Here is a 15,946-nt window from a genome sequence, read left to right as displayed (position 1 = left end):
GCGGCCGGAACCGCCGTCCCGATTCCGGCGGGGCTCAATACCGGCCCGCGACACGAAACCGAAATGGGAAATACGAAGGGCGGGGTGAAACAAAGCGGCTCGCGCACCGAATTCCGCGGATTCCGGGTGGGGACGCGGCGAGAATCACCAGGCGACGGGGAATTCCCGGGCGAGCGGGTGCACCGGGATCAGGGGTCGCTCAGGAACTGACGCTGAGCGGCAGCTCCAGCGGCCGTCGGCAGCTCTAGCGGCCAGCGGCACAGATGGCACTGGCCTGGCGTCGCAGATCGACGTGCAGGCGTGCGGTGAAGTTCTGCAAAAGACTCACACTGCGAGGCTGGCAGCGAAATTCAGCCACGTCAATGACGCAACAGCCCTTGTCTCACCATCTGATTCTCCCGCCACGTACACGCAGCATTTCGTTCACAAAAGCAGTCACAGAAAGCCCCTGTGGACACGGGTCGGCGCGGCTGGACCGGCTGGAATCCGCCAGGCCCGTCCGCGGTGGGGCGGCCGCCGGGTGACCTCCGGGTGACCTCCCCACCGCGCACGGGCGCCCACTCATCTGCGCTGCCACTCCTCGGCCAGCAGCTCGTAGGACCGCACCCGGTCGGCATGGCCGTGCGTGATGGTGGTGACGAGCAGTTCGTCGGCTCCGGTGGCCTCCTGCAGCCGCTCCAGTTGGTCGGCCACCCGGCCCGGGGAGCCGACGAACTGGGTCTCGACGCGGTCGGCGACCAGCCCCCTGTCGGCCTCGGTCCACGCATGGGAGCGAGCCTGCTCGGGCGTGGGGAACTCGATCGCGCCCTCGGCGGTGCGGATGCTGCGGACCCAGAGGCCGTAGCCGGTGGCGAGTGCGCGGGCGGTCTCGTCGTCCTCGGCGACGACGACATCGGCCGAGACGCTCAGGTACGGCTTGTCGAGCACGTCGGAGGGCTGGAACGCGGCCCGGTAGCCCTCCGCCGCCTCCAGCACGGTGGCCGGGCTGACGTGGTAGTTCGCCGTGAACCGCAGACCGTTGCGGCCGGCGACCTCGGCGCTCTGTCCGCCGCTGCTCCCCAGGATCCACACCTCCACGTCGGCGCCCTCCCCCGGGATGACGTGCGCCTCGATGCCGTCCGCGGACCGGTAGGTGCCGGCCAGCAGCGCGAGGATGTCGTCGACCTGCTCGCCGTAGTCCTGGGACTCGGCGCCCGGCTGCTGAAGCAGCCTGCGCTGGAGGGCGATCCTGGGCGAGCCCAGCAGGTGCGCGAAGGAGAAGCGCTCCGGGATCCGCAGCCCGTTGGGGGCGCGTCCGTCGACGACGGGCGTCGCGGTCGGCAGCGGGGCGGCGGGCGGTCCGGCGGGGCGGCCGCCGGAGCGTCCGAGGCCCAGATCGAGCCGCCCGGGGTGCAGCGCGTCGATCAGACCGAACTCCTCGACCGTGGACAGAGCGGTGCGGTGACCGAGCTGCACGGCGCCGGAGCCGAGCCGGATCGTCGATGTCGCGGACGCGGTCAGGGCGAGGACGACGGCGGGTGAGGTGCCCGCCACGCCCGGATTGAGGTGGTGTTCGGCGAACCAGTAGCGGGCGTAGCCGAAGCGCTCGGCCTGCCGGGCCAGGTCGATGGAGTTGCGGAGCGCTTCGGTGGCCGTGGAGCCGGACGTGATCGGGACCAGGTCGAGGACGCCGAGGGGTGTGCTGCTCATGAGGCCTCCCGCCGGGCCGGCGCCCCGGTGTCCGGGTGGTCCAGGCCGAGGTGGTCGCGCAGGGTGGTGCCCTCGTACTCCGTGCGGAACACTCCGCGCTCCTGGAGCAGCGGGACCACGGTGTCGGCGAAGACGTCCAGGCCGCCGGGGGTGATGTGCGGGACGAGGATGAAACCGTCGGCGGCGTCCGCCTGGACGAGTTCGTCGATGCTCTCGGCGACGGTGGCCGGGGAGCCGATGAAGGACTGGCGGGTGGTGGTCTCGATGACCAGCTCGCGGATGGAGAGGTTCTTCGCCTCGGCTCGCTCGCGCCACTCCTTGGCGACGGCGAACGGGTCACGGAACTGCCGTACGCTGGCCCGGCCGAGGGCGATGGTGTTCTCGCCGGGGACCGGGTCGACCTCGGGCAGCGGGCCCTCCGGGTCGTACGCGGACAGGTCCCGGTTCCAGATGTGCTCCAGGTACTTGATCGCGGTCGCGCCGCTGACCTGCTGTCTGCGTACCTCGTGGGCGAGTTCCCGGGCCTCGGCGTCGGTGTCGCCGAGCACGAACGTCGCGGCGGGCAGGATCAGCAGCTGGTCGGGCCTGCGCCCGTAACGGGCGAGGCGGCCCTTGACGTCCTGGTAGAAGGCCTGCCCCTCCTCCAGCTTGCTGTACCGGCTGAAGATCGCGTCGGCGCTGGAGGCCGCGAACTCGCGCCCCTCGTCGGACTCTCCGGCCTGGAAGATCACCGGGCGTCCCTGGGGGCCGCGCGGGACGTTGAACTGTCCGCTGATGTCGAACTGCTCGCCCTGATGGACGAAGGCTCCGGCCTTGGCGTCGCGCAGGAAGGTGCCGGTCGCCTGGTCGGCGATGATCTCGTCGCCGCGCCAGGAGTCGAACAGCTCGTGGGCCGTGGTCAGGAACTCCTCGGCCCGGGTGTAGCGCTCCTCCTGTGGCAGGAAGCCACCGCGGCGGAAGTTCTCGCCGGTGAAGGCGTCCCAGGAGGTGACCACGTTCCAGGCGGCGCGCCCGCCCGACAGGTGGTCGAGGCTGGCGAACTGGCGGGCGACCTCGTAGGGCTCGTTGAAGGTGGAGTTGATGGTGCCGGTCAGACCGAGGCGTTCGGTGACGGCCGCGAGTGCGGTGAGGACGGTGAAGGTGTCGGGCCGTCCCACCACGTCGAGGTCGTAGAGCCTTCCGCCCTGCTCGCGCAGCCGCAGCCCCTCGGCGAGGAACAGGAAGTCGAACTTGGCTCGTTCGGCGGTCCGCGCGAAGTGCGCGAAGGAGCTGAACTCGATGTGGCTGCCGGCCTCGGGGTCGCTCCACACCGTGGTGTTGTTGACGCCCGGGAAGTGTGCCGCGAGGTGGATCTGCTTGAGCGGCTTGTCCGTTGACGACGTGCTCATTCGTTAAGTCCCTCCGGCTCAGGCGGTGGCGGTGGCGGTGGCGTAGCGGTTGGCGGGGCGGGCGAGTCCGAGCAGCCCGCGCAGGGTTCCGGCCTCGTAGGCGCGCCGGAAGGCGCCTCGGCTCTGGAGTTCGGGGACCAGGCCCCTGGTGATCGCGGGAAGGTCGTGTCCCAGGACGGCGGGGCGCAGCCGGAAGCCGGACAGTCCGGCCTTGCTCACCTCCAGCAGCAGATCGGCGAGTTGGGCGGGCGTGCCGGTGAAGATCCGGGCGTCGCTGGTGTAGGCGTGTCCCGCGAGGGCGTCGAGACGGTCCCGGCGGGCCTTCGCGGCGGCCGGAGTGTCGTCCAGGAACACCACCAGATCGCCGAACAGGCGCAGCGGCTCGTCCGCACGCCCCGCCGCGTCCTGTTCGGCCCGCACCGCGGCGACAACGGCGCGCGCCTGGTCCGTGTCGTGCGGCGTGAGGTACCCGACGTCGGCGGAGCGGGCCACCAGCCGGAACGGGGCACCGGTGGCGTTCTCGTGCGCCAGCGCGCTCACCAGGGGCTGGCCCTGCGGCGGCCGGGGTGTGATCGAGGGGCCCTTGACGCTGAAGTGCCTGCCCTCGAAGTCGATGTAGTGCAGCTTGTCGCGGTCGATGAAGCGGCCGGTGGCCACGTCCCGGATCTCCGCGTCGTCCTCCCAGCTGTCCCACAGCCGGCGCACCGCTTCGACGTAGTCGGCCGCCTCGTCGAGGAGGTCGGTCGTCAGGTCCCGTACGGTCGGGGTGTCGAGGTCCCCGAGCTCGAACCGGGGGAACGTACGGCGGCCGAAGTGCGCGGCCTCGTTCGGGCGCGCCGTCACCTGCACGCGCAGGCCCGCTCGACCGGTGCTCACGTAGTCGAGGGTGGCGATCGCCTTGGAGAGGTGGAACGGCTCGGTGTGGGTGGCCACCACGGTCGGCACGAGTCCTATGTGCCGGGTCAGCGGGGCGACGCGGGCGGCGATGAGGACGGCGTCGAGCCGTCCGCGCACCTGGTCGGTACGCCCGTCCGGTTCCAGGAAGTGCGAGGACTGTGGTCCGAGCGAGTCCTCGATCGTCACGAAGTCGAGCAGCCCGCGTTCGGCCTCGGCAACGAGGTCGGCCCAGTAGCCGGCGGTGAACAGGTCCCGGGGCCGGGCCACCGGCTCGCGCCAGGCGGCAGGGTGCCAGCCCGCGCCGTCGAGCGCGACGGCCAGGTGCAGCGGAGCGGAGGAACGGGCCGAAGAGGGCGGGGAGGAGGGGGATGAGGACACGATGGGGCGCCTTCCTGAAGGGTCGTGAGTACCGGGAGTGGGCTCGTGTACCGGGAGCGGGCTCATCTCGTCGTGAGCGGGATGGGCGTGGTGATCGGGGTAATCAGAGTGAGCGTGGTGATCAGAGTGATCGGGGTGATCGTCGCGCTGGTCATGAAGCGCGACGGATCGGTGGTGGGAGCAGTGGACGGGCCGCGGCGAAGGCCCCGTCGTGGTGCACCAGTGCCGTCGCGTCCTGACGCACCTCGCCGGTCTCGACCTCGCCGACGACCAGCAGATGGTCGCCGACGGGCTGACGCAGCGTCACCCTGGCAATGAGCCAGACGGGTACGTCGGCGAGGACGGGCAGGCCGTCCGCGTGCTCGGTCCAGTCGACGCCCTGGAACCGGTCGGTGCCACTGAGCGCGAACTGCCGTGCCACTTCGGCGTTCTGGGTGCCGAGGAGGTGGACGGCGAACCGGTCCGCCGCGCGCACGGCCGGCGCGGTCGAGGCGCCCAGGCTCAGGCAGAAGGACACGAGGGGCGGCCGCAGCGATACGGAGGTGAAGGAGGTGGCCGTGAAGCCGGCCGGGCCCGGCACGGTGATCACCGTGACTCCGGCTGCGTGGCGCCGCAGGGTGCGGCGGAGGATGTCGTCGGCGGCAGCGCCCGCGGAGGTTCGTGCGGGACGGTTCTCGGAGGTGATCATGTCGGTTCCCTTCGGCGTCTGGGCGTGGGCGGGCAGGGCGGCTGCCTGTTCACGGCGTCGGTGCCGGACGACCGTCCGGGGTGCGCACCAGCAGGAAGTTCGTGCGATGGCGCAGGGTGAAGCCGATCGACTCGTAGAGGCGGATGGCGGTGGTGTTGCCGGCGTGGGTGTGGAGGAAGGGGGTGTCCCCGCGCTCCCGGATCCCGGCCGCCACCGCCCGGACCAGTCGTGTGGCCAGGCCCTGTCCCCGGTGTGCCGGGTGGGTGCAGACCGCGCTGATCTCGGTCCAGCCCGGCGGACGCACGCGCTCCCCCGCCATGGCGATGAGCGCTCCCCGGTGCCGGATGCCGAGGTAGGTGCCGAGTTCGACGGTGCGGGGCAGGAAGGGGCCCGGCCTGGTCAGGGCGATCAGGTCCAGGATCTCGGGGATGTCTTCCGGTCCGAGGCGCACCGCTTCGGGGGCCGGTTCGGCGTCCAGCCCGGTGTCGACCAGTTGGACGCCCTGCCCGCTCTCCACGGTGTCCCATCCGTCGGGGGCGGCGCGCGCGCCCGTGACGGCGGTGGCGGTGTCCGGGCCGACCAACGCGGCCAGGTCCTCCCAGGCCTCCGGATCGGCCGGGTCGGCGAGGGCGGTGAAGGGGCACACGTCCAGGGGGTAGCGGGCAGCGCGGCCGAGGCGCTCGGCGAACCGAGCATGCGGCCCGGTCAGCGCGGCCCATACGGCGTTGTCCAGGACGTGCGGTTCTGCCGGGCTCTGCGCGGGGGAAGGAGAGACGCTGGTGGACATGGTGGTGAGAGGGCTCCGTGGAATCCGTGGCATCCGTGGGATTCGTGACATCGGTGTCATCCGTGGCGGACATGGCGGTTCGGTGCGCCCGGGACTCCGACGTGGCGCCGGCGTCCCGGGCGGCAAAGACCCGTGCGAGCGTTGATCAGGAGTTCTCGAGCGGCAGGCCGGGCGGGTTGACCTGGGAGGTCTTGACCGCCTCGTTGGAGAGGTTCCAGGCGGCCAGCCACTTGGCGTACTGGCCGTGCTCGATCAGGTAGTTGATCGCCTCGGAGACCGGCTCGGCCAGCCCGCTGCCCTTCTTCGAGGTCGCCGCGATCAACCCCTGGAGCTTTGCGCCGGCCCCGGAGAACTTGCCCGCACTACGCGTCGCGTTGGGGGTCCTCGCCGTCCGGGTGATGTGGTACGCGATTCCGGGGTTGGGGCCGAAGTGGGCGTCGATCTTCCCGCTGTTCAGCGCCAGGTAGACACTGTTGGCGTCCGGGTAGTACTTGACGGTGAGGTCCTTGCCCTCGTTCTTCAGCTTCGCCTTCCACTCCAGCAGGATCTTCTCCTGGTTGGTGCCCCGGCTCACCGAGAACGTCCTGCCGGCCAGGTTCCGGTAGTCGCCGTCGAAGTTCCAGGTGCTCTTCTTGGGCACCTCGAACCCCAGGTTGTCCTGCCGGTAGGTGGCGAACTCGTACTTCTTCTTGCGCTCCTCGGTGTCGGTGACGTTGGAGAAGGCCGCGTCGACCCGGCCGCTGTCGATGCCGACGAACATGTTCTCCCAGGTCGAGTTCTTCAGCTCGGGCTTCAGCCCGAGGACCGCGGCCACCAGCCGGCCGAAGTCCGGTTCGGCTCCGGTGAGGGTCTTCTGGTCGTCGCCCACGAAGGCCAGCGGCGGGAAGCCGGCCGGCAGGGCGCCGACGCCGATGACCAGCTTGCCCTTCTTGGCGATCGGCCGAGGCAGCTTGGCACTGATGGACTTGACCTCGGAGACCTTGAGGTCGGTCTCCTTGCCGGCTCCGTTGGAGAGGGCGCCCACGGCGACCGTCCCGGACGGCCTGCTGTCGGACCTGCCGGCCGCGTCGCTGTTGCCCCCGCAGGCGGAGATGCCGGTGGCGAGGGTGGCGACGGCGGTGCCCGTGGTGAGGCCGCGGAGGAGTCGGCTGCGGAGGCTGCGGATGCGCATGGCTGTCCTTGGTTCGGTGAGTGGCGGTGGCGGTGTGGTGTGGGTTCTTCGGTGGTGTGGGGGCGAGCCACGGCGGGGCCGCGGCAGTGGGACGAACGGCGGGGTCAGAGCACCTTGCTCAAGAAATCCCTGGTCCGCTCGTGCTTCGGCTGGTCCAGCACCTCGGTGGGCGGGCCCTGTTCGACGATCCGGCCCTCGTCGAGGAAGACGATCTGGTCGGCGACCTCACGGGCGAAGCCGATCTCGTGGGTGACGATGATCAGGGTGGTCCCGCTGGTGGCCAGGTCCTTGATGACGGCCAGGACTTCGCCGACCAGTTCGGGATCGAGCGCGGAGGTGGGTTCGTCGAAGAGGATGACCCCCGGCCGCAGGGCGAGGGCGCGTGCGATGGCGACCCGCTGCTGCTGGCCGCCCGACAACTGCCGTGGATGGGCGCCGACCTTGTCGGCCAGGCCCACCCGGCCGAGCAGTTCACGGGCCAGCTCCTGCGCCTCGGGCCTGGTCAGCTTCCCGGTGGCCACGGGAGCGGCAGCCACGTTGTCCAGCGCGGTCAGGTGCGGGAAGAGGTTGAAGTTCTGGAAGACGAAGCCGATCCGGCTGCGCTGGGCCAGGATGGCCCGCTCGCTCAGCTCCTTGAGCCTCCCCCGGCCTTCCGCCGGGGTGACCCCCGTCTTGCCGCGCTCGCCGAGCCCGCGCACACCGATCGGCTCGCCGTTCACACTGACGTACCCGACCTCGGGCTTCTCCAGGTGGTTGATCACCCGCAGCAGCGTGGACTTGCCGGACCCCGACGGCCCGAGGATCACGGTGACCTCACCGGGCCGCACGGTCAACTCGACGCCGTCCAGGACCCGGTGGGCCCCGTACCACTTGTGCACGTCGTGGACCTCGACGGCGGCCGGTCGTACCTCGCCGGTCTCAGTGGTCTCGACGGCCTCAGTGGTCCTGGGGGTCTCGACGGCCTTGGCGGCCCGGGTGGTGTCACCGGCCCCTGGCGTCCGGGAGACCTCGGTGGTCTGGGTGGTCATATCGCTGTCTCCCTCCGCGCTCGGGCCCGCAGATCACGCAGACCGGTCCGCAACTTCTGCAACGGCGTCGGCGGCAGGATGCGCGTCGCGCCCCGGGAGAAGTACCGCTCGACGTAGAACTGGACGACGGAGACGGCACTCGTGAGGAGCAGGTACCAGACGGTGGCGACCAGCAGCAGCGGGACGATGTCACCGGGGTAGGTGCTGCCCATGCTCTGCACGGAGCCGAACAGATCGAGCAGCGAGACGTAGAAGACGAGCGAGGTGCTCTTGATCAGGTTGATCAGCAGATTGACGTAGTTCGGGGTGATGGAGCGCAGGGCCTGCGGAAAGACGATCCTCGTGAACTGGTAGCCCTTCGGCAGGCCGAGTGCCGATGCCGCCTCGTGCTGCCCCTGGTCGACCGCGAGGATGCCGCTGCGCACCACCTCGGACGCGTACGCCGCCTCGTTCAGGCTGAGTCCGACGACCGCGACGACGATGTCGGTGGCGAGCCGGGACTCGTCGAACGTGAAGAAGGCGGGACCGAACGGAACCCCGAGGCTCAGCGTCTTGTACAGCGCGCTGAAGTTGTAGAGGAACAGCAGCACCACGATCAGCGGGACCGAACGGAACAGCCAGGTGTAGGTCCAGCTGACCGCCCGCAGCACCGGGCTCCGGGAGAGCCTGCCCAGGGCGATGAGGATGCCGCCGAGGAGACCGAGCACGGCGCTGTACGCGGTCACTTCGAGGGTGATGAGCAGACCGTCGAGGATCGTCGGGCGCAGGAACCAGTACTGGAAGCGGTCCCACTGGTAGAAGGGGTTGGTCACCAGTCCGTGGACGACCTGGGCGACCAGCACCAGCACGATCGCCGTGGCGATCCAGCGGCCCGGTCTGCGCAGCGGCAGCACCCGCTGTGCCGCCGGTGGCCGCGGTGCGGTGTCGTCGGCACCCGGCCGTTCGGCCTCGGAAGGTCCGGCTTCGGAAGGTCCGGCCTCGGAAGGCCGTACCGGACGAGGTGCGGAGGAGGGTTCGGGGATCTCCTCGGCAGGAGGCGCTGAGGCAAGGGATACCGCAGCGCCGGGGGATTCACTCATGGAGGGCTCCAGCGAATTCGGACACCCCGGACCACGGATGCGGCAACGGCACGGCGGCCCCGGAGGGGCTCTGCGTGACGATGCGCAGGGAGGCGCGGAACGGGGGCTGGGAAGGAAAGGAGCACACCGCGACAGCGGTGGGCGTCACAGATGCAGCGAACCGTCAGCCGTCAGTCTTGGCAGACGGCACGGCAGGTGCAGCTCAGCTGCCGGTACACAGTGCGCTGTTGACGCGGAGCAGATCGACCGACCGGTTGGCGCACAGCAGCAGGCAGCCACGGCGCCGCCATGCGGCCGTCCCGAAGGCTGCGTACATTTCCGTCACCATCACTGTTCTGGCCCGTGCGGGCCTCGCGCTTACCGAAAGTCTTCCGGTCCGGTCGTCACCTGGGGCACCCCACCGCGGTGCGAGGGTTGCCGGTCAGCAAGCCAGGGCTTGTCGCTGACGCTCATGACCGATCTACGGCGTAAGTTAGACAGACCTCGGACATGATTGTCAAAGCCTGCCCGACCTGTGGGACGACAAAACCGAGTCGGGAGAGTCCTGACGGCAAAACCGAGTCGGGAGAATCCTCGCGGGATGCAGCGGAACGCGCACAGCCATGTCACACCCCGTCAGGCAGGGTCCCCCTCCCTCCCCTTGCCGAAGCAGCGGATCGGCTCACCCCTGTTCGGGCGAAGGGAGGAAGCCGATTGCTGCTGTTCGGGGCAGGCTGCCCCTGTCGCTGATCATCGCCGCGCACGTCACACGTCCTGTCATCGTGCGTCTCCAAAGACAAGGATGGCCTCTTGACGGGATCGAAGCCTCGGCCTGCCCTGCCGGCCGCGTTCTGCGTGCTCGGCCTGGTCGGTAGCGCGCTCATCGCGACCGCCTGTGCGACAGGGAGCGGGCCGGAGACACGGGCCGCTTCCTCCACGAAGGCGGATCCGGCGCACACCGATGTGCTGTTCATCGGAGCCCATCCGGATGACGAGTTCCAGTCCCTGGCCACGTTCGGACAGTGGGGGGAGAACCCGGGGCTGAGCACCGGCGTGGTGACCGTCACCCGGGGCGAGGGCGGCGGGAACGCCTCCGGCGACCAGGAGGGCGCCGATCTCGGCATGATCCGTGAGGACGAGGAACGCAAGGCCGTCGGGCGGGCCGGTATCCGCAATGTCTTCTACCTCGACAAGCCGGACTTCTGGTACACACTGTCCGCCCCTCTGACCACCACCATCTGGAACCGAGCACCGCAGCCCCCGACGGACACCCTCTCGCGGCTGGTCCGGCTGATCCGGGCGACCACCCCGCACAAAGTGGTGACCATGGACCCGCGCCCGTTCAACCAGCACGGCAGCCACCAGGAGGCCGGTCGCCTCGCCGTCGAGGCGTTCCGTCTCGCCGGCGATCGCAACGCGTTCCCCGAGCAGATCGACGGGGAGAAGTACGCGGTGTGGAAGCCTTCCCAACTGCTGGCCCAGAGCTGGGGCTTCAAGGGGCCCGTAGGTGCCGCCTGCGCCACGGCGAAGTCCAGGGATCCGCACACCGGACTGCCCGTCGTGGGCGTGTGGACCGGCACGCGGTCCACCAAGAACCCGGGTAGGACGTGGGCCCAGATCGAACGGGACGCGGCCCGCGACTACGTCACCCAGGGATTCGGCTCACTGCCGCACACGGTCGAGACCAAGCGGGAGCGGCTGCCCTGCGAATGGTTCACCGTCCTGGCCGACCGCAGCAATCCGCCGGCACCCGCGGTGCGCGAGCAGTCCGGGCTGCGCCCGCTGTACGCGGGTTTCCGTGACTGGGCGCGGCGGATGAAGATGCCGTGGCTGGCCAATGACGCCCAGCCCTCCTACCCCGCCCACTCCTCCACCGACATTCCTGAAGTCGCCAAGACTCCCGTCGTGGACGGGGTGGCCGGCCCGGGCGAATACCCGGGTCCGAAGCTGGAGCTGCAGCACTGGGAGGGAGAGGAGTGCAAGGGCGAAAGGGACTGCGCGGCCGCCGTCGAATTCTCCCGCCACGGCGACGACCTCTACGCCATCGTCCACGTCACGGACGACATCAAGGGCTATGCGCTGGACGCCGCCGGCGACTGCAAACGCCACTGGCGCACCGACGCCGTCGAGATCGACCTCGACCCCCAGGGCCGCTCCGACGACACCTCGACCACCTTCAAGGCCGGCGTCCTCCCCTTCACCAAGGGCGGCAAGGTCCCCTGCGCCGAGCGGGACGGAGACAACCGCCAGGGGCCGGCGAACCGCAACGCCCCTGGTATGGCCGTGGCCTCCGTCGACACCGACCCGTACAAGGGCTACTCGGTCGAAGCGAGGATCCCGCTCGCCGATCTGCCCGCCCCGGCCGATCCTGATCGCCTCACCGCCAACGTGCTCCTCTACGACTCCGACACCCAGGACAAGACCGGCAAGACCCGCCTGGCCTGGTCCCCCTACGGCAGCGCCCAGGCCGACCCCTACGTGTGGCGCACCCTGCGCCTGCCCGGATACGTCCCGCCGCCCGGGCGTCCGACACGTCCCGCCGAGATCCCCCAGGACGCGGCGCGGAGCGCGAAGTCCCGGGCCTCCGTCGAGCAGGCCCGCCGCACGGGTGTCCCCCTCGCGGGCGGCCCCCGCAACCCGCCGAGCCAGACCCCCTGAGGCCTCCTCCGGCAGCGTCGCGTTGATCTGCCCGGGTGACTTCGTCTGAGGCACCGTTTCCCGCTGGTACGCCACGGATAACCGACCAAAGCGGACACTCCGGGCCGCAGGGGGTACACGCGCTGGAAGGGGCCACGGCCATCACTGCCACCGACGACGTCTCAGAGAACGCTGCCGCCATCCTGTACGGGATCACCGACCCCGAAGAGCGACTCGCCCTCCACCATGTGTCGCTGCCGGCACCGGTACTGAATCTGGCCGTCGCGGAGAACGTCCTCCTCTACGACTCGCTGAAGGAGGACGTCTTCAAGAACCCGGAGATCGGCCCGGAGGACATCCGCTACAAGAGGTCGTACGGCACGGACGAGCTGCGGCAGCACATCGCGCGACTGCTCAAGCAGACGATGTCACCAATCGTCGAGGCCGACGACATCTACGCCACCGCGGGAGTCTCCGGAGCACTGGAGTGCCTGGCCTTCGCCCTCGAACAAGGCGAGGTGCTCGAACCGGGCGACCGGGTGCTGCTGCCCGCCCCCTCCTGGCAGGGCTTCAAGTGGTGCTTCGAGCAACGGCCCGGCCTCCGGTGCGTGTTCGCCCCACTGCCGGTGACGGGCGCCCACCCGTTCCAGCTGACGCTGAAGGCCCTCCAGGACGCGTACGACAACGCACACCCCCACCCCAAGCTGCTCGTCCTGACCAACCCCAACAACCCGCTGGGGGCCAACTACAGCAAGGAGCTGCTGGAGAGCATCTACACCTGGGCGCTGACGAAGACCGACATGCACATCATCTCGGACGAGATGTACGCGCACAGCCAGGTCGCCGAGGCCAAGCCCGGCTTCCACAGCGCGTTCTCCCTCGGCCTCTACCCCCAGCACCAGGACCGTGTCCACGTCGTCTGGGGCCTGGCCAAGGACTTCGGCCTCTCGGGCTTCCGGACGGGCTTCGTCCTCTCCCGCTCCGCGTACGTCCGCAAGGCGATGCGGGGTGGCAAGGGGCTCAAGGAGATGTCGTGGTTCAGCCCGCTGGACTCGCTCAAGAACGTGATCGTGGGAAAGCTGTTCCGTAGGGGTGCGGACAAGGGGCCCTGGTACCCCGAGCAGCTGATGCACACCGTGTATCCGGAGCGACTGACCGCGAGTTACGAGGCGGTGAAGAAGGCGCTGAGCACGGCGGGCGTCCCCTTCCTGAGCAACAACACCGACAACGCGGCCCAGTTCTTCTTCCTGGACCTCCAGAAGTATCTCGGCAAGGTTCCGGCGGTGGCGCACGGCGGCGCGTGGTTGCCGGTGTTCCCGGAGATCGACGACCGGGAGGAGAAGCTGCGTGCGTACCTGGAGAAGGAGGCGCAGGTGCAGCTGCTGCCGGGGCAGACGCTGTTCTGCCCCTCCCCCGGTTACTTCCGGCTGTGCTTCACCGCGTACGGCCAGGACAAGGTCGTGCAGGCGGTGGAGCGGATCGGCGCAGCGCTGAAGAAGCTCGGCTGAGCAGGCGGCACGACGTACCGACGCGGTCCACGGAGGGCGTGCCGCGGCGCGAGGTGTCCGCGGAGCCGGGGCTCGGTGCCGCGCCCGTTCCGCCGATCCGTTCCCGCCGTGGACCGCGGTGCCGGGGGAAGGCTCAGCAGGTGACGACCTTGCCGTAGGAGCCCCTCCCCCAGTGCCAGGTCCAGGCCTCGCCGTGCTGGTAGGTCAGACACCGCGAGTCGGGCCCCCAGTCGATGACCACCTTCAGATGCATGGCCCGGCCGCAGTCGTTCCCCACCGTCACCTTCTTCTCGTGCTTGATGACGTCCCGCCGGACGCAGGCCGGGGCGGTGCCCAGGATGCCCGCGCCCTCCGTGACCTCTGTGGTGGCGCGGCCGCCGGGGCCCACCTGTGCGGGCGCGGCCACCGCGGGCCCGGCCGGCAGGGCGAGCCCACCGCCGAGCGCCGCCGCGGCGGCGGCCAGTGCGAGACGCTTACGGAGCGCGTTCCTCATGACGCGGAGTCCTTTCCTCTGGTGCTCCGGTGTTCCCTGACGTGAGGGAGGGCGGCGGGGCACGCCACCCGAGCTACGCCGTCGAGCGTGCGAGGCAGACCACCGCGATGGCCATCCCCACCGCGCAACTGCCGCAGTCCTGGGACGTCCCACCCGCTGACCAGCGCGAACAGCCCCAGCCAGGACGCCGACGTGGGACGCCGCGCGGTGCCGGCCGCTCACTCCGGACCGCCATGCCCCGCCCGACGGCACCGGCCCGTCACGAACGGGTTCCTCCAGCACCACTCACCGTGACCCCGGCCGAGGACCACCGCGACACCGCCGCCCGGCCCTCGCCGCTACCGGACACCGCCCACCGCCCCGGCGATTGCGGTGCGCGATTGCCCCACAGCGCTGCGTATACCCACCGCCACGACTGTGACGGAGCCGATAGCGGGCCGGTCCCGTCCGGGCGCATGCTTCCCAGGGGGAGCGATGAGAGCGAGAACGGTGATGCCCATTCCCCGCAAGTCCATACCCTTGACCGCCGGTGCGGCACTGGCAGCCGCCACGCTGGTGGTGACGGTCTGCGGTGTCAGCGGCGTCGCCGCGTCCCAGCCCGACGACGTCAAGGGCCTGAACACGTCCGTCCCGGCGCTGCCCGCACACTTCACGCAGCAGAAGGTCCACTGGGCGGCCTGTGGCGTGGACGTCACCCCCGACGCGGTGCCCGGCGCGCAGTGCGGCTGGGTGAAGGTACCTGTCGACTACGCCGCCCCGAACGGGGAGACCGTCAAGCTGCGGGTGTCGCGGGTTCCGGCCAAGGACCACAGTCGTCGGCTGGGGTCACTGTTCTTCAACCCCGGCGGGCCCGGCGCGGGCGGCGCCTCCGACGTGGCCAACGGGAACTGGCAGGCCGGCGGACAGGCTCGTGCCCGCTACGACCTGGTCGGCTTCGACCCACGAGGCATAGCCGGTTCCGGGCAGATCAAGTGCCCCGCGGGCGTGGCGCAGGGGCCCGAGAACCCGCCGCGCACCGTACCGGAGGCACAGAAGACGTTCGCCGATGCGACCAGGCGCGCCCAGGCTTGCCGGAAGGCGAGCGGCGCTGTCCTCGCGCACATGGACAGCGTGAGCGTCGCACGCGACCTGGATGTACTGCGTACGGTCCTGGGGGACGCCAAACTGAACTACACCGGCGTCTCCTACGGCACGTTCATCGGCCAGCAGTACATGAAGCTGTTCCCCGGCAAGGTGGGCCGGATGGTGCTCGACGGTGTCGTCAACCCCGCCGCCGACATGCGGCAGGTCGCCCGGCTCGACGTCAAGACCGCCGATGACGCGATGCGGCGGTACGCCCAGGACCTCGTCGCCCGCGGGGACGACCGGCTGGGAGCCACGGCCGGGGAGATTCTGCGCAGGCTCACCGAGCTCGGCAGGAAACTGGAGCGGGAGCCGCTGCGCGGGGCCGACGGCGAGGAGTTCACCGACGCCACCTTGTCCGCGTATCTGGCGACGGCCGTGACGACCGAGGAGAGCTGGAAGGGCCTGACCAAGGCGCTGGTGGCCGCTCTGAAGGGGGACGGGAGGGCCTTCGATCGCCTCGATGCCGAGATGTCCGGCGAGAGCGGTGGTCAGGAGCTGACACCGCAGGAGGAACGGGCCGAGGAGAACGAGTCCTCGATCATGCCGGCGGTGCTGTGCCTGGACTCCCCGTCCGCGCCGAAGTCCCCGAAGGAGATGCTCGACACCGCCGACGCGTTCGCCAGGCAGTCGCCGCTCTTCGGGCGCTACTACGCCTGGCAGATGATCGACTGCGCGACGTGGCCGATCGCCCCCACCGGTACGGTCGAGCCGATCAAGGCATCCGGGGCCGCACCGGTGCTGCTGGTGTCGTACACCGACGATCCACTGACGCCGCTGGCGAACGCGCGGTCGGTGCACCGGCAGTTGGACAACAGCTCGCTGCTCGTACGCAGGGGCCAGGGACACGGCGCGTACGCCTCGGAGGATCCGTCCACGTGCACCGACCGTGCCGTCGACAGCTATCTCGTCGAGGGAAAGCTGCCGGACAGGGCCGCTGACTGCCCGCGCTGACGTGTGGCTGCCGGCCGGGTGATGTGCGCGATCGGTTCGCGCGCCGGGGGGGGGGGGGGGGGGGGGGGGGGGGGGGGGGGGGGGGGGGGGGGGGGGGGGGGGGGGGGGGGGGGGGGGGGGGGGGGGGGCCGGGGGGGGGGGGGGTTGC

General features: G+C 70.4%; 13 protein-coding genes and 1 riboswitch. Of the genes, 3 read left to right on the top strand and 10 right to left on the bottom strand.

What is annotated here, in order from left to right:
• Window positions 1–244 precede the first annotated feature (244 nt).
• The 9 genes from AC0680_RS19770 to AC0680_RS19730 all read right to left on the bottom strand — a co-directional run bounded on the left by AC0680_RS19770 (window position 245) and on the right by AC0680_RS19730 (window position 9,105).
• Entirely contained in the window at window positions 245–328 is an 84-nt protein-coding gene (locus AC0680_RS19770) for a putative leader peptide (protein ID WP_478630518.1), read from the bottom strand.
• A gap of 233 nt (window positions 329–561) precedes the next feature.
• Complete coding sequence (locus AC0680_RS19765) at window positions 562–1,689, bottom strand: LLM class flavin-dependent oxidoreductase (protein ID WP_478630315.1); 1,128 nt, start codon at window positions 1,687–1,689, stop codon at window positions 562–564.
• The gene (locus tag AC0680_RS19760) at window positions 1,686–3,077 is read right to left on the bottom strand and encodes an NtaA/DmoA family FMN-dependent monooxygenase (RefSeq protein WP_478630313.1); all 1,392 of its coding nucleotides are present in this window, start codon (window positions 3,075–3,077) and stop codon (window positions 1,686–1,688) included. Before AC0680_RS19760 ends, AC0680_RS19765 begins: the two co-directional genes overlap by 4 nt.
• Window positions 3,078–3,095: 18 nt before the next feature.
• Entirely contained in the window at window positions 3,096–4,352 is a 1,257-nt protein-coding gene (locus tag AC0680_RS19755; RefSeq protein WP_478630311.1) for an LLM class flavin-dependent oxidoreductase, read from the bottom strand.
• A gap of 151 nt (window positions 4,353–4,503) precedes the next feature.
• Window positions 4,504–5,040: a flavin reductase family protein gene (locus AC0680_RS19750; protein WP_478630308.1), complete on the bottom strand. Its 537-nt coding sequence runs from the start codon at window positions 5,038–5,040 to the stop codon at window positions 4,504–4,506.
• A gap of 49 nt (window positions 5,041–5,089) precedes the next feature.
• On the bottom strand, window positions 5,090–5,827 hold the full coding sequence (locus tag AC0680_RS19745) for a GNAT family N-acetyltransferase (RefSeq protein WP_478630306.1): 738 nt from the start codon (window positions 5,825–5,827) through the stop codon (window positions 5,090–5,092).
• 145 nt (window positions 5,828–5,972) lie between these two features.
• A complete protein-coding gene (locus AC0680_RS19740; protein WP_478630304.1) occupies window positions 5,973–6,998 on the bottom strand; it encodes an ABC transporter substrate-binding protein in 1,026 nt (341 codons plus the stop codon).
• Between the two features lie 104 nt (window positions 6,999–7,102).
• On the bottom strand, window positions 7,103–8,026 hold the full coding sequence (locus tag AC0680_RS19735; protein WP_478630302.1) for an amino acid ABC transporter ATP-binding protein: 924 nt from the start codon (window positions 8,024–8,026) through the stop codon (window positions 7,103–7,105).
• Window positions 8,023–9,105: an amino acid ABC transporter permease gene (locus tag AC0680_RS19730; RefSeq protein ID WP_478630300.1), complete on the bottom strand. Its 1,083-nt coding sequence runs from the start codon at window positions 9,103–9,105 to the stop codon at window positions 8,023–8,025. The genes AC0680_RS19735 and AC0680_RS19730 overlap by 4 nt, the downstream gene beginning before the upstream one ends.
• Window positions 9,106–9,453: 348 nt before the next feature.
• Window positions 9,454–9,562, bottom strand: a riboswitch (SAM riboswitch).
• A 332-nt stretch (window positions 9,563–9,894) separates the two neighbouring features.
• Here AC0680_RS19730 and AC0680_RS19725 point away from each other — a divergent pair.
• Together AC0680_RS19725 and AC0680_RS19720 are read left to right on the top strand one after the other, a co-directional pair.
• Window positions 9,895–11,742, top strand: a complete 1,848-nt coding sequence (locus AC0680_RS19725; protein WP_478630298.1) for a PIG-L family deacetylase — start codon at window positions 9,895–9,897, stop codon at window positions 11,740–11,742.
• Between the two features lie 227 nt (window positions 11,743–11,969).
• A complete protein-coding gene (locus AC0680_RS19720; RefSeq protein ID WP_478630296.1) occupies window positions 11,970–13,229 on the top strand; it encodes a pyridoxal phosphate-dependent aminotransferase in 1,260 nt (419 codons plus the stop codon).
• 133 nt (window positions 13,230–13,362) lie between these two features.
• Here the strand turns inward: AC0680_RS19720 and AC0680_RS19715 are convergent, their stop codons facing one another.
• Entirely contained in the window at window positions 13,363–13,722 is a 360-nt protein-coding gene (locus AC0680_RS19715; protein WP_478630294.1) for a hypothetical protein, read from the bottom strand.
• A gap of 474 nt (window positions 13,723–14,196) precedes the next feature.
• Between AC0680_RS19715 and AC0680_RS19710 the strand changes: the two genes are divergently transcribed.
• A complete protein-coding gene (locus tag AC0680_RS19710; RefSeq protein WP_478630291.1) occupies window positions 14,197–15,798 on the top strand; it encodes an alpha/beta hydrolase in 1,602 nt (533 codons plus the stop codon).
• Window positions 15,799–15,946 lie beyond the last annotated feature (148 nt).

It is taken from the genome of Streptomyces sp. NPDC043738 (genome assembly GCF_056436545.1).
This window is presented reverse-complemented; position numbering and strand designations above follow the sequence as displayed.